Origin of the sequence: Pseudomonas putida (genome assembly GCF_050990305.1) — a bacterium.
GTDB classification, from domain to species: Bacteria; Pseudomonadota; Gammaproteobacteria; order Pseudomonadales; family Pseudomonadaceae; genus Aquipseudomonas; species Aquipseudomonas putida_AH.
Window position 1 is genome coordinate 6,000,190 of record NZ_CP158817.1, and the last position, 12,587, is coordinate 6,012,776.

The window sequence follows — 12,587 nt, forward strand, 5'->3', positions numbered from 1 at the left end:
TTAACGGTGTTTTTAGCTAATTTCGGATTCTGCGCGAAAAGATTCGGAAAAAAGACTGACAGCTGGAATTTTGGGTATGTGGAGGGCTGTGAAATGAAACCGAAGCTGCTGGTACATCCATCGCAAGCGCGGACGATCAGCAACCCGGTAGAAGTCGAGCGACTGCTCGCCATGGGTTGGCTGATTGGTGCGCCGAAGCCCCGGACCAAGGATGCCAAGCGGATGCGTAGCCTACGCCAGCAAAGGCGACTCGCTGGCTGGCTGTCGGTTTACTTCTGGTTGTCACCTGAAGAGGTTGCTGCTGTAACGGCCATCAAACACCCCGGTGAGAGTTATGCCGCGCTGTTAGTGCGCTTAACCAAGGAACGGAGTCTGCTTTGATAAAAATGGTAGCGACAGACAGACAAATAGAATTCTCAAGAAACGGCATACCAGAGAAAACCAAGGGCAAAGAGGCATTGCTGGTGCTCATGAAGAGCCACTGCGGTCGTTGGGAATGACCTTAAACGGATAGTGAATCCGTGTGTCATGCCCTGCTGGCGGGCTCGGAAGCCACGCGAGGTACGCTTTTGAGGTACGCCGTAACGCCAAATCGCCTGCAAGGCGCTCAGGGGTTGAGGTGGTGTTATGCAATGGCAAGGACTAAGAAAACGGCGCCAGCCAGCGCTCAGGAGGCTGAAATGAGAACTACAAGGTTGACCACGCTTTTGGATACTGTGAGGCCTGGATACCGGGACTTCGAGTGGCAGCCACGCGGCCACAAAGTCTTCAATGGATATCGCCAGCACTTCGCGAAGGGCATTCGGTTATGAGCACTGTCATTGAGTCCACTGCGCTGGACGACCAGAACCGCAAACGCCGGCTGGGTTCCGAGCTGTGGCAGCGCACCGAAGTTCTGCTCGACGAACTGGTAAGCCTACGGGCCAAACAACCTGCGCAACAAGATCCCATCAAGGCCCAGGCTATGAAGTCCCGCGCTCGTCATGCCGGTGCCACTAAGGTCATGTACTTGGAAGCCGCTGTACTGGATCTGGTGCATGACCATCGTCCGCAACTGGAGAAATGGACCGGCAGCCGCCGTAGCCGTGCCGAGTGGGGGAAGAAACAACTACAGGCAACAATCGGCTATAGCCCCAGCTGGCGTTATATTGATGATTATTTAAATACACTGTTGTTGTGATACTTGAAACAGCAGTGTTTTCGCAATACCGGCATTAACAGCGACCGCGCAAAGTGCTGCAATACATCCAACTACCAAACAGTTGGAGTATCCACAAGTGTCTCGATCAGATGTCGCAATCGAAAGTCGTCAACCCGTCGTCAGTTTAAAGTATGACGACGCCAAACTTCGCGAGCAGGTTGGGAACGTCTGGCGCATCGTCGTGCCCGCCGGTACACCGCTGGAGCGGCTGGAAGAAAGTTCTTTCTATGCCGTGGTGGCGCATCGTTTCCTTCCCTACGATGAGTTGATCCTCATTGACGCTGCGCGCACTTATCACCGTCGCTACTTGGTCTTGCAGGCCGGATCGGGTTACGTCGAAGTTCATCTATTGTCTGAAACCCGGCTGCCAGCGATGTTGTGCGCCGTCGGTGAAATGCTTCCCAGCAACCATCGGTTAGTTTACACAGGACCGGAAACCGGTTGGAGTGCGATTCGCAATAGTGACGGCATAGTCATCATCGAGCGCGCCCAATCGCAAGCGGCCTGTTTGCAAGAACTGTTACAACACGCGAGCCTTCGGACATGAATACGGGACTTGTTAATGCCCATGTTCAAGAGTGCGCGATTCAGTTCATCAGCTATCGCGGCCCCCTCAATAAGCTTGTGGGTTTTATCGCGCACTCCATGGGTGACAGTGCACCTTCCCTTGAGGAACTGACTCACTATCTGCAAAAAGAAACAACACACACTGAACTGTTAAAAAGGGAAGTTGGCTTGTGGAAAAATACAACCGGTGACTGGTCCCTGGTGTCACTCGCTACACCGCAAACTATCGAGGCAATGCGCTACCGGCTTGAGCATTTCCCCACCAGCAATACGCAATGCCGGTGGTGCCTACAAGATAGTAAGCGGCTCGCTTATATAGACTTGGTCCCCGAAAAAGATATCCACGGCCTGCCGGTGCATCGCTCTTTATTGCATAAACAATGCATGCGCCCATGGCTGACGATGCGCCAGCAAGTTGCCCGCGCCGGAATCAAGGAGTCGCTATGAACATCCCACTTCCGACTTATAAGAGGTTCATGAACCTTTATGCGATTGGCGAGGCAATTTTGATGTTCGTAAATAAAATCGATGATGCCATTAAGTCCCTGACAGCCGATGGTGTTCGATTTCACGGCAAAAATCATATGATTCAGTTGATCGTACGCGAAGCCAAAATGTTTCCGTGCGAAGAGAGTTTTAAAGACGTAGAGCGTTATCTCGGGGACGGTGCCGATGCGCTGTTGCGCGACTACGGAGTCAGCCATGAGCAATGACATCGATCTCTACGACAATACTGACATACAACCGTACAATCCCGGCGTACCCCTGCTCTCGCCTTTATCGCCAACGCCAGATACTTGGGGCAATAATGAGATTCTGCGCGAGGATCAACACCATCAGTCAGGGCCAACCCTTTTCGGCTCGCCCGTGGCGGCAGGCACTACGCCCCAACAGATTCAAGGCGTATTGGCGGAGATCGGTGGAGCCTACTTGTCCGACTTCACGAAACTGAATTACCCGTCGCATTTGATTCAGTCGGCCATCACGTTTTTTATGGACAATGCGACGAAGCCAGCGCGGCAAGTTCAACGCCAACATAAATTTGATCTGCATAACGAAACTGGCGACTGGCTGGCCGAGTCCTTTGGCAATTACTTACAGGGTCTGGCCGGTACGCAACAGCAAAAGCAACAGTTCCTTGATAATTCTTTAATTTGGCTGGAAAAGCTCAACAAACGTTTAAACAGTCAACAAGTTCGCAGTGAGCCAGTGCCACGGAGGGCCTCTAATTCCACTGAGGCTATTCTAAATAGCCTTTCGGATGCTGATTACAACAAGGTCATTAAAATTAATGAGCAGGCACTCGCCAGAACAATGCAGGTACTGCAACAACGTTGGGGGGATTACACTTTTCAGCAAAATATCGAAGTAGCACAGAATTACTTCAACCGCCTCCCAGTAAACGAGCAACAATTTTTCGATCAGTTTACAACGGTGAATGGAACACCCTATGTTCATATGCGCAACACGGTGGAATTTATCACTGCCATGTTCGACGCCGCGACCGGGGCACACAACTTACCTACTGGAGCCGGTATCGCCCAGGAAATTGCAGAGTGTGAGAAAGTGATGCGCACTAACCGGAAAGAGTGGCTCGCTGATAGTGCTCTTCAAGCACGCTACCGCACGCTTCTGGATATGAGAGGCAACTAACATGCAACCCAAAGTATTGAAAAAGATAGACCGGCGACTGGCGCGCAAGGTTAAACGCCAGAAGGTTAAACCAGTTAAGGGGAGTAATTGAAAAATGGCTACTGTAAAGCGCGGTACACCATCAAGCAGAACTTTCGCTAGCGTGGATATTTCCACCGCCGCGTCGGGGCTGAGTGAGTTGGTGGACATTACAGGTTTGACTTTGTCATGCATAAGCATGCCCGCCGCCTGGACGCATGCCAGTTTGACTTTGTTTATCAGCATCGATGGGACAACTAATGTAGTGCCAGCCTACGATACTGCGGGAAACGTAATCGCATACCAAACCTCCGCGTCCCGTGCGCTTGTTTTTGACCCGGCTCAATTTCAGGCTGTGCAGAAGTTCCAGTTCGGCTCGGTCACTACTAACGCGTCCAGCGCGATTGCCCAAGCCGCAACGCGTACTATCAAATTGGGGTTAGCATAATGAGCGATTATATTAGCGGGTCACATCCACTTATTCTTGAAGCGCGAGAAGCCGCTGCTCGCTTGGAACTAAGGGGTGATGCCCAGGAGTTGCTGGCCAAGATCAATGACATGTTAAAGCTGCACGGCTGGCATGGCGGCGACCAGTTAAAAGTTCAGGATCTTTTGGATCAGGCGGCTGCGTTATGAGCCCGAAGTTGAAACTGTTACAGCGTCAGATGGAACGGCAAACACCGGAAAGAATCCCCGTAGCGCCCGCCTCCAACGATCTGGCAGCCGCGATTGAGCGGCTGGTGCAAGAGCGTGTCGATGCTGCACTGGAACAGCAACCAGTAAAGCCACCGCCGCATGTGCGGCGCCTGATGGATGATTTCAATCGGCCAGAACCTGTCAGTGATTACCGCCAGCTACCAGCCGTGCAAAAGACTGCACCGAAGAATCCGTTGAGCATGATTATCCATCGCGACGGTGCCGATAAAATTTTGTGGGTCGAAACATCTGATGGCCTGAAGGTCGAAATGGTCCGCGACGGTGCCGGGAAAGCCATCGCCATGCGAGAAATCACCGAGTCGCCGGTGCTGCCAGAACTGGACATCGCTTACAAAACCGAGGCTCGTGAATACCAGCCCGGCACGCCACGCAAACTGTACGGCAACGATGAGGTGAAGTAACCCATGGCGACCATCACCTTCAGCAGCACCGAGCCAGCGGCAGAGGCCAGGGCCATCGTGTCCACGCTATCCATGTGGTTGCATGAGCAGCCACGCCCCGAGCAAGCGTTACCGGCCAAAGCTAGGTTTACTTATGACGGCGACGACCTGCGAACCGTGACCGTTACTCTGGTTGAGGATGGTGAAAAATGACCACCCCCACCGGCAAGCCACGCGGTCGACCTCGGGGCCTTGCGAAAACAGGCGGCAGAGTCGCGGGAGGCAAGAGCCTCGATAGAGGTCAGCGTCAGTTGGTCAGCAGCGAGCTTGCTGGATCAATTATGGCCACATTCGAGGGGCTGGGCAGTACAGAGGGAATGCTCGCCTGGGCAGCTGACAATAAGACAGTTTTTTACACACAGATCCTTTCGCGTCTGATGCCTGCGCCGCAAAAAGATGATGCCGACTTTGTGCAGAACAACACGCAAATAAACGTAAACAATTTGAGCCCAATGGAATCAGCGCGGCGCGTAGCCTATGCCCTGGCCGTCGGTCTGCACCCCGACCCATCCGTGGCACCACGTGACATCACCCCCGTCGAGCCAATGACACCGCAAAAGGCCTGCGACTGGCGGAACCCCACACCGCCATATACCCCACCGCCTGAGCCAGCGTATCAGCCGCCCGAAGATCCAGACCGAGATAGGTGGGTAGCCGAATTGCCTTTGACCGAAGAGCAGCGTCAGGACAATGCCCTGATCCGGCAAACTAAAGAATCCAGCATTACGAATTACGCGGGCAGCGGTGCCGAGCAAGGTTACGGTCAGCGTCAACCCAGTGCGACAGCCCGTAAACCCACGGCAGTCGAACTGTGCCGACGCTTATCGAGAAACGGGCGTGACCTGATCTAGCCCCCGGTGTCGGGAACGTATTCCCACCCGCTTTTGGGGAATCGCGACAGTTGCACCGCCGCAACAGGCTGTATCACCGGCGTATCACTCTGGCTTAGATATTGCTCCGCTGCTCAAGCATTGTTGAATCGAAGCTGGAGGGCGTATGTGGAAACGACTTTTGCTTCTCGCCATCGCGCTTGGGATTGCGATCCTTTTATCAGGTTGGGCCGCGACCGCTATCCTTGTGCAATGTTTGATGGAATAAGCCAGCCTTGTCGCGCAAACGCCCTCTGTAAAAAGGCCCGTCGAAACGGGCCTATGCGCTCGAACTAGAAATCATGGATGTCAAAGACGGCGCGAAAAAGCCCTTACAATTGACTTTGTTGCATCGCTTGTATCCAGGTCAGAGATCGAGCTGAGCGAACACCAAATACACTCGGAAATCTCGTTTTGAGGCGTTGCGCTTTCCGCATCCAAGACGGAGGCTTCAAAAACATGGTGGCGAATGTTTCCTACTTCGAACTCAAATATGTACAGAAGCTGATCGACGTTCAGTCCCGTTTCTTCTTCGAGTTCTCGAACAGCAGCCCCAGCAATACCTTCCCCAATCTCAACCTTGCCACCTGGCAGAGCCCATTTAGACTTCGGTTTGCGAACCAGCAATATATGCCTGTCTTTCTCGCAAATGACAGTAGCTCTGACTTTCATTTTTTGATCCACGAGACATGTCATTAAATCGTAACAAAAATGTCATTTTTATCGACGACAGACTGACGAATGCAATCCTTAGAGCTTAATGCATCCTCCCCTTTGCGACCGGTCACATTAAGCGTTAGGCAATTAAAGCCGACTGTAAAAAAGCCCGGAACCAGTCCGGGCCTTTCTTCTACCTATTGCCAGTCTCGATTCTTTTGCAGGTCTTGCAGCACCTGCAACGAAACATCGACCGACTCGTCGAGCAGATCATCAGCGATCATTTCAATCGCGACGTGACCGCAGTGGTTGAACAACCTAAGTTGTTGCCCGGACGGCAGGGTGATAATGCTGATGGTTTCACTAGCTTCGGTGATGGCAGCGACAAGCTGTAGGCGAGCTTCGGTGTCGAGGTTCAGGGAAGGCATGATGGCGGTGCTCCGCACTTAGCAGGAATTTGGCGAGCGCCCCTGCAAATGGGAAATCGGCGCACCGTTGAGTGTAGTCCACCGTGGGAATCGGGATCGGCGAGGCTCTTTAAGAGGAGGGCGAGCCAAATGTGAAATGCTGTGCTTGCTTGATTGATGCCTGGTTATAGATTTCTACTTCCTCAGTCGAAGCGGTGTGTGGAGATCTCCCCTCTCGGCAACCTTGCAGCAATAAAAAGGGGTTTACTACGAGTAAAAGCTGACTGCTGTATTGATCTGCCGATATGAATTTTTTGTCTTCTGAGCGGATTACATTCCAGTAGATTCCCTCGTAGTTAGCCACATTATTAGGGTCTGCTAGCAGCTCTTTAATAGCCAAGGTTGTTGCGAATCGGCCAGCGATTTTTCCGCCATCCCTGACTGGGAGTTTGTGCATTGCTTCTACAAGCTCTTCTAGCTCGACGTCCATGTGGAGCTGCATTCCGGGGATTACCTCGGCTTCATCCAGCGGGTTCAATGCGAAGTGGTGGCGAAGAGTCCAAAGCAAATGGTAATCAGAAATTGCGCCATGATTTTCAACCGTTTCCCCGGCTTCAACGCGATCTACTTCTTTCAAAAATGCGGCTTCGATAGGGCCGCTTATGCCCGATTCAATTTCTTGTGACCATGCTCGTTTACCCATGAATTTTTGGTTATTGACACTTAAACAGCTGACTGCGCCAGACGGTCTTTCAGTCACCTCCACAAGGTTAGTGCCGTCCGTGAAACGCTGTAGGATCGCCCTCATGTGGAAATGCTGCTTTTTCGTCAGTTGATGTTTGTTTTCGGGTGTGGTCGGTTCGAATGCCATTTTCATTCCTTTCGAGCAATACGGTGTTAGCCAAGAGCTGCATGAGGTACGTCGCGAGGTACGTAACGTACCTCAAACCAAGTGCATTGCAACTCCAAGCAACTACAGCTAACCTTTGAAATAGCACGCTTTACGCGTAGTTGCGTGGCGTTCTGGTGACCATTTTTAGGACTCATAATCCTTTGGTCCACGGTTCAAGTCCGTGTGGGCCCACCAACTCCAAAGCCGCGCAATGCGCGGCTTTCGTGTTTCTGGCGGAACCACCTCAGATACCGCTCTATGGTCCAAAATGTGGGAAATAACCACAGCGAAGTGCTCGTAACGGCTAAAAAACAGGAATGAATAAGTGTCCTGAGCGTTTTGGGTCGACTCGCCACGTTCAAAGCCGGCGGGGGGCGACGGTCGACATTTGCTATCGTTCGTTACCTGCCCGCTATCGAAGGCCGTTACGTTTCAGTAATGAATCAGGGTTTGCGTCTCACCAAAGTTAAATGCAGCCGGTGTTCGAAGTCGGTGAGTGCATGGAACAATGCCGCGAAATCATTCGCTTTAGCCATGGCTTCCAGCTCAATGCAGGCCGCTGCGATATTAGGTTCGCGCACCATCATGAAAGCACCTTGCATGGAGTGCAGTTGCGTCAGCACCTGTTTCACATCGCCAAATGAAAGTGCAGTGCGAATGATGGCCAGAGACTTCGATGAAGTTGTCATCATTGCATCATACAGGTCAGTTGGTAGAGGACTGCTTGTTACAGTGTCGCGTTCGCTCGTGGGGCTCGAGACTGGAATGACATTGGGTTTACCACCCAGATTCTTGCGTATTGCGATATCCAGTTCAGCAAGAGATATAGGCTTCAGTATGACGTCGTCGATACCTACCTCTTCGCAGCGACGACGATCATCAGCTGCCGTATTGGCCGTGATTGCTATGATAGGTACCCAACCCTTTTGTCTGCGAAGACAAGCTGCAAAGCCATATCCATCGAGCTCTGGCATTGACAGATCAGTCAGCACAATATCGTATTTTTGCTCGCTAAACTTTTTGAGCGCGGCAATACCGTTCTCGACGAAGTCAGCCTTGAAGCCTAACAACTCAAGTTGCTCGCCGATTAGTATTTGGTTTGCTTTATGATCTTCTGCTACGAGCACTCGTACTTGTAGTTTGTCTGTGGCGCATTCGAATGTGACCGCCGGGAGAGACTGTATCCGTTTGTTTGGATTATCCACTGCAAGTGCAATGGCTGACCTGAGACCGGCAAGGGAATAACAGGATACTGATAGCTGATTGCCGCTTGCTATAGGAGTGCGTGGACCGTCGCAGCTTACGTGTATCTCCCAGGTATTCCGCGCCGCAGCCGCCTCATCATCCGTATGCCATTGGCTTTTCCCGCCAAAAATAAGCTTTGGAATCGGGGCGATGGTCAACTCTTCCGGAGAGCTAGCAGTGAATACGTCGAGCCCCCACTTGAACAGGTGAGGTTTGATTGTTGAATGCCATTCAGGCGACTTACCTACAAGTGCGATACCTGTTCCAGGCGCAAAAGGGGGTGGCTCATCACTTGTGGCATTGTCCATCGGTATCGGCAAGTACACCGAGAACTTGCTGCCAAGGCCGGGGATGCTTTCAAGGGAAATATAACCGCCCATCAACGCGGTCAACCGCTTGCACAAAGCGAGTCCCAGACCTGACCCACCGAAACGGCGAGTTATCGATGAGTCTGCCTGAGTGAATTTATGGAACACTTTGCGCTGAAGATCAGCAGGAATACCAATGCCGGTATCGCTTACGCTAATGATGAGCGGCGATCCATGCACGGCTTCTTGTGCAAGCCGCAGCGCCAGAGTCACCTTGCCCTCTTGGGTGAACTTGATCGCGTTACTGAGGAGATTCTCAACAACCTGCCGAATTCGCGTCGGGTCCCCGTGGTATAGGCGTTCTAGCTCTGGCTCGATCGTTAAGTAGAGTACAAGCCCTTTTCCTCTCGCAAGTGGGGCAAACATTGCAGCCACCTGTTCAATCATATCAATGATATCAAAAGTGGCGTTTTCCAGTCTTAACCACCCCGACTCGAACTTGGACAAGTCCAGAATATCGTTAATGATGTTGAGCAGTGAGCACGACGATGTCGTGATGGTGTGTAACCGATCACGCTGTAGGTCAGACAAATTTGAGTGTTCGAGTAGTTCGAGGTTACCCAGTATGACGTTTAATGGGGTACGGATTTCGTGACTCATCGTAGCGAGGAAGTCGGACTTCATTTGCGCGGCCCCTTCGGCAGCCTCCTTGGCTGCTTGAAGAGCTTTTTCCGCACACTTACGTACGGTAATGTCCTCGAGGGTACCCTGCAGCAGTTGCTTGCCATCAAGGCATATTGTCGTCAGATGCACTGCAGCGTGCCAGATATCACCGCTTGGTCGCTGGAGGCGCCACTCGAACACGTTGAGCCCTTTCTCAAAAGCGATAGCCTGTTGTTGAAGGGCTGCAGTCCATGTGTATTCTTGAGGCATCGAGGCATCAAGTATTGTCTTGCCAATGAGATCGCTCTTGCTCTCATAACCATAGATATCGACGGCGGCCCTATTACAATCAGTAATAGTTCCGCTTTCCGGCGCCACTACCACCATTGGGACATGGGAATCCTGAAACAGCGCTTTGTTGTACGCCTCACTGTCACGCAGAGCGTTTTCCATCATCCGGCGCGGGGAGATGTCGCTCGCAATCACGCACAAGGCGTAGGGTTTTCCATCGTCATCGGTCAGCGGAAATTTAGTGGTCAGCGACACATAACTTCCATTCTGATTCGGAATTTCCTCCTCAAACTGCTGGCTTTCGACATTCCTGATCACTTCCTTATCCTTTGCCCGTAGCCGTCTTGCCACGTCGTCCGGAAATAAAAAATAATCCGTTTCCCCCAGCGCAGCGCCCGCTGGCAGATTGAATACTCGGTCAAATGCCCGATTGGTCAGTAGGTGCCGGCCTTTCAGGTCCTTGATCAGTACTATGGAGGGATATCCGTCAACCACATCCTGCAGCAGTTTCTGTGCGTGGCGCTGCTCTGTGACGTCCTGATAGTAGCCGTTCCAGATAACTGCACCATCGGCCAAATCAGTGCTCACGCGCACGTTCGCCAGCACCCAGCGAGTTTCACCATCAACCACTACTCGGCTGATTGTTTCTGTAGAGGCGCCCTCCTCGCCTGACAGCACCCTGTGCAGCGAGGCCGTGAAAGCACTCTGTGCCAGCTCCAGATCGTCCGGGTGCACATGGCGCCAGCGTGCCGCAGGGTCAGCTCGCAGTTCGTCTGCGGAAACACCTAGAATCGGCAAGACACTGTTACTTATGAAGTTGTAACTGATCCTTCTGTCGGCAGATAAGCGTAACTGAAAGACAGCCGGTAGCAGTGCGTTCGACATTCCCTCCAGTTGCGCCACCTGCGTATTTATCTTCTCTGCCATATTGCGCAGAGCAGACTGCGCCCGGGTAAGGGCGTGGACCAACTGGCAGGTTTCATCTTTGCCGGCAACAGACGGGTCGCCCGCGAGGTTTATGCCTGCAAGGCGATTGGCAATGGTAATCGCGACGTGGAGCGGGCGGGTGATCGAACGAGCCAGCAGCAAGGAAATCAAGACCCCAAGCAGGACACTACTTAGGACAATTATGACGGTATAGATGTAAAGCTGAACGTACTTATGGTGTGCTTCGTCGTACTTCTCACGGGTAATGTGGGCCTGTAGATTGATCAACTGGCCCATGTCGGCGTGAAAGGCACTGAAGGGGTGAGCCAAGAGGGCTTTCTGTGCCTCGACCATACCCGCGACCCGGCCGCCGTTGCGGAAAGCGGCGATGATCTGGCTACGTGCGGTCGCGAGTTTTTGTCTGTCGGCGTCAACTCGATCGGCCAGTACTATTTCCTCGGCAGTCAGGTACGTGCGCCGATAGGCTTGCCAATTTTCCTCGCGTCTGGCCGCAATACGCTCAATTTTGTCGAGCGTCCTGGCAAGGCTAGCCGATGACTGCTCATCACCCGCCTGGTCAAGCAGATATCGTATCGACTGAGAGTCATACAGGACCTTTCCCAGTTGTACCAGCGCAACGGTTCGGTCTTCATAAACTGATTTTAATCGTGCCTTCTCATCGGACATTGCGCTTATTCCCACCAGACCGGAAATTATCGTGGTGGTGGACAGTAGTCCGACAAGAAGAAGTAGCTTGCCGCCAATTGTGACTTTGTTCAAATACACCTTTCCCTTATGTCGCTAACAAGACATTACCGAGAGATGGTGGACTCCCATCACACATAAAAGCTTCAATCGACCCGAACATTCGGTACGAAATAATCTTTAGGCTATCACATTCAGATTATCCCGATTTCCATCGCGTACTTGAATAAGTCTGGTTCGCGTTGGATCCCAAGTTTTTGCATGGCTCGTTGTTTCTGTGAGCTAATGGTTTGCTTGCTACGATGTAACTGTTCTGCAATCTGGCTGATTGTGTAGCCTAAGGCATACAGCCGGATCACCTCCGCTTCGCGTTTGGAGAGTGCCGGCAAGCTGTCATTTGTGTCTTGATTAATGCCCAGTCTTTGTACGATTTCGTCTATGAGTGGAGAGAAATAGCTTTTGTCTGCATAGGCTGCAAGGATGGCGCACACTATGTGCTCCGTAGGATCCGCTTTGCTGAGAATGCAACTGATACCGTGCTGTATCAGGTTTCGAGTGGTCGCGGGATTATCGAGCATAGTGAACACTACAACCTTAAGTTTCGGGTACCGACGCTTGATAAGAGCGAGTAGAGGGGTACCATCACCGAATTTCCCACCCGGCATTACATAGTCCGTAACCAGTACGTCGCAAGAATGCTGATCGAGTATGGACATAAGTTGCGTCGAGTCCGTCGCAGAGCCAACAATATCGAGCGTTCTTTTCGTGGCAAGCACATGTTTCATACCGATCAGAACTGCCGGGTGATCATCCGCTATTACCACTTTAATTTTGAAGATACACATGTCCTATCATCTCGATGTCGCTACACGTAGGGGTGCCCTGGCTCTCAGTTCTGCCAGAGCATTTTCTTAATCGTCCATATGCACATAAAATAAATTCTCCCTAGCTTACATATTTGTCATGGCGATGCTATCCACAATGCGCCAGAAGCACTGTTACATTTAAAACGAGAAAACCTGGCCGG

Annotated in this window: 15 protein-coding genes; 10 read left to right on the forward strand and 5 right to left on the reverse strand. The window is 52.0% G+C overall.

Going from position 1 to position 12,587, the window contains the following annotated elements; all coding sequences use genetic code 11:
* The first annotated feature begins 93 nt into the window (after positions 1-93).
* From ABTV22_RS27355 to ABTV22_RS27400, 10 genes are all read left to right on the forward strand, one after another.
* Positions 94-381, forward strand: coding sequence for a hypothetical protein (locus tag ABTV22_RS27355; protein WP_433737432.1), 288 nt, complete (start codon positions 94-96; stop codon positions 379-381).
* A gap of 427 nt (positions 382-808) precedes the next feature.
* A complete protein-coding gene (locus tag ABTV22_RS27360) occupies positions 809-1,180 on the forward strand; it encodes a hypothetical protein (RefSeq protein WP_433737433.1) in 372 nt (123 codons plus the stop codon).
* Between the two features lie 97 nt (positions 1,181-1,277).
* Positions 1,278-1,748, forward strand: coding sequence for a hypothetical protein (locus tag ABTV22_RS27365; RefSeq protein WP_433737434.1), 471 nt, complete (start codon positions 1,278-1,280; stop codon positions 1,746-1,748).
* Positions 1,745-2,215 carry a hypothetical protein gene (locus ABTV22_RS27370; protein ID WP_433737435.1) on the forward strand — a complete coding sequence of 157 codons (471 nt, stop codon included), beginning with the start codon at positions 1,745-1,747 and terminating at the stop codon, positions 2,213-2,215. Before ABTV22_RS27365 ends, ABTV22_RS27370 begins: the two co-directional genes overlap by 4 nt.
* Positions 2,212-2,481 carry a hypothetical protein gene (locus ABTV22_RS27375; protein WP_433737436.1) on the forward strand — a complete coding sequence of 90 codons (270 nt, stop codon included), beginning with the start codon at positions 2,212-2,214 and terminating at the stop codon, positions 2,479-2,481. Before ABTV22_RS27370 ends, ABTV22_RS27375 begins: the two co-directional genes overlap by 4 nt.
* Positions 2,471-3,421, forward strand: coding sequence for a hypothetical protein (locus tag ABTV22_RS27380; RefSeq protein ID WP_433737437.1), 951 nt, complete (start codon positions 2,471-2,473; stop codon positions 3,419-3,421). Before ABTV22_RS27375 ends, ABTV22_RS27380 begins: the two co-directional genes overlap by 11 nt.
* A 465-nt stretch (positions 3,422-3,886) precedes the next feature.
* Positions 3,887-4,075, forward strand: coding sequence for a hypothetical protein (locus ABTV22_RS27385; RefSeq protein WP_433737438.1), 189 nt, complete (start codon positions 3,887-3,889; stop codon positions 4,073-4,075).
* Complete coding sequence (locus tag ABTV22_RS27390) at positions 4,072-4,557, forward strand: hypothetical protein (RefSeq protein ID WP_433737439.1); 486 nt, start codon at positions 4,072-4,074, stop codon at positions 4,555-4,557. The genes ABTV22_RS27385 and ABTV22_RS27390 overlap by 4 nt, the downstream gene beginning before the upstream one ends.
* Before the next feature lie 3 nt (positions 4,558-4,560).
* Positions 4,561-4,749, forward strand: coding sequence for a hypothetical protein (locus ABTV22_RS27395; RefSeq protein WP_433737440.1), 189 nt, complete (start codon positions 4,561-4,563; stop codon positions 4,747-4,749).
* Complete coding sequence (locus ABTV22_RS27400; RefSeq protein WP_433737441.1) at positions 4,746-5,447, forward strand: hypothetical protein; 702 nt, start codon at positions 4,746-4,748, stop codon at positions 5,445-5,447. The genes ABTV22_RS27395 and ABTV22_RS27400 overlap by 4 nt, the downstream gene beginning before the upstream one ends.
* A 327-nt stretch (positions 5,448-5,774) precedes the next feature.
* On the opposite strand, the gene ABTV22_RS27405 is transcribed toward ABTV22_RS27400, so the two are convergent.
* From ABTV22_RS27405 to ABTV22_RS27425, 5 genes are all read right to left on the reverse strand, one after another.
* Positions 5,775-6,137 carry an NUDIX hydrolase gene (locus tag ABTV22_RS27405; RefSeq protein WP_433737443.1) on the reverse strand — a complete coding sequence of 121 codons (363 nt, stop codon included), beginning with the start codon at positions 6,135-6,137 and terminating at the stop codon, positions 5,775-5,777.
* 182 nt (positions 6,138-6,319) lie between these two features.
* Positions 6,320-6,550 carry a hypothetical protein gene (locus ABTV22_RS27410; RefSeq protein ID WP_433737444.1) on the reverse strand — a complete coding sequence of 77 codons (231 nt, stop codon included), beginning with the start codon at positions 6,548-6,550 and terminating at the stop codon, positions 6,320-6,322.
* A gap of 109 nt (positions 6,551-6,659) precedes the next feature.
* A complete protein-coding gene (locus ABTV22_RS27415) occupies positions 6,660-7,400 on the reverse strand; it encodes a hypothetical protein (protein ID WP_433737445.1) in 741 nt (246 codons plus the stop codon).
* A gap of 464 nt (positions 7,401-7,864) precedes the next feature.
* Positions 7,865-11,635 (reverse strand): ATP-binding protein, encoded by a 3,771-nt coding sequence (locus tag ABTV22_RS27420; protein WP_433737446.1) that lies wholly within the window; start codon positions 11,633-11,635, stop codon positions 7,865-7,867.
* A gap of 119 nt (positions 11,636-11,754) precedes the next feature.
* Positions 11,755-12,405, reverse strand: a complete 651-nt coding sequence (locus tag ABTV22_RS27425) for a response regulator (RefSeq protein ID WP_433737447.1) — start codon at positions 12,403-12,405, stop codon at positions 11,755-11,757.
* Positions 12,406-12,587: the final 182 nt, after the last annotated feature.

Coding starts and splice junctions, on each gene's coding strand:
- ABTV22_RS27355 (WP_433737432.1), top strand. CDS start 94: ATGAAACCGAAGCTGCTGGTACATCCATCGCAAGCGCGGACGATCAGC.
- ABTV22_RS27360 (WP_433737433.1), top strand. CDS start 809: ATGAGCACTGTCATTGAGTCCACTGCGCTGGACGACCAGAACCGCAAA.
- ABTV22_RS27370 (WP_433737435.1), top strand. CDS start 1,745: ATGAATACGGGACTTGTTAATGCCCATGTTCAAGAGTGCGCGATTCAG.
- ABTV22_RS27375 (WP_433737436.1), top strand. CDS start 2,212: ATGAACATCCCACTTCCGACTTATAAGAGGTTCATGAACCTTTATGCG.
- ABTV22_RS27380 (WP_433737437.1), top strand. CDS start 2,471: ATGAGCAATGACATCGATCTCTACGACAATACTGACATACAACCGTAC.
- ABTV22_RS27385 (WP_433737438.1), top strand. CDS start 3,887: ATGAGCGATTATATTAGCGGGTCACATCCACTTATTCTTGAAGCGCGA.
- ABTV22_RS27390 (WP_433737439.1), top strand. CDS start 4,072: ATGAGCCCGAAGTTGAAACTGTTACAGCGTCAGATGGAACGGCAAACA.
- ABTV22_RS27395 (WP_433737440.1), top strand. CDS start 4,561: ATGGCGACCATCACCTTCAGCAGCACCGAGCCAGCGGCAGAGGCCAGG.
- ABTV22_RS27400 (WP_433737441.1), top strand. CDS start 4,746: ATGACCACCCCCACCGGCAAGCCACGCGGTCGACCTCGGGGCCTTGCG.
- ABTV22_RS27405 (WP_433737443.1), bottom strand. CDS start 6,137: ATGAAAGTCAGAGCTACTGTCATTTGCGAGAAAGACAGGCATATATTG.
- ABTV22_RS27410 (WP_433737444.1), bottom strand. CDS start 6,550: ATGCCTTCCCTGAACCTCGACACCGAAGCTCGCCTACAGCTTGTCGCT.
- ABTV22_RS27415 (WP_433737445.1), bottom strand. CDS start 7,400: ATGGCATTCGAACCGACCACACCCGAAAACAAACATCAACTGACGAAA.
- ABTV22_RS27425 (WP_433737447.1), bottom strand. CDS start 12,405: ATGTGTATCTTCAAAATTAAAGTGGTAATAGCGGATGATCACCCGGCA.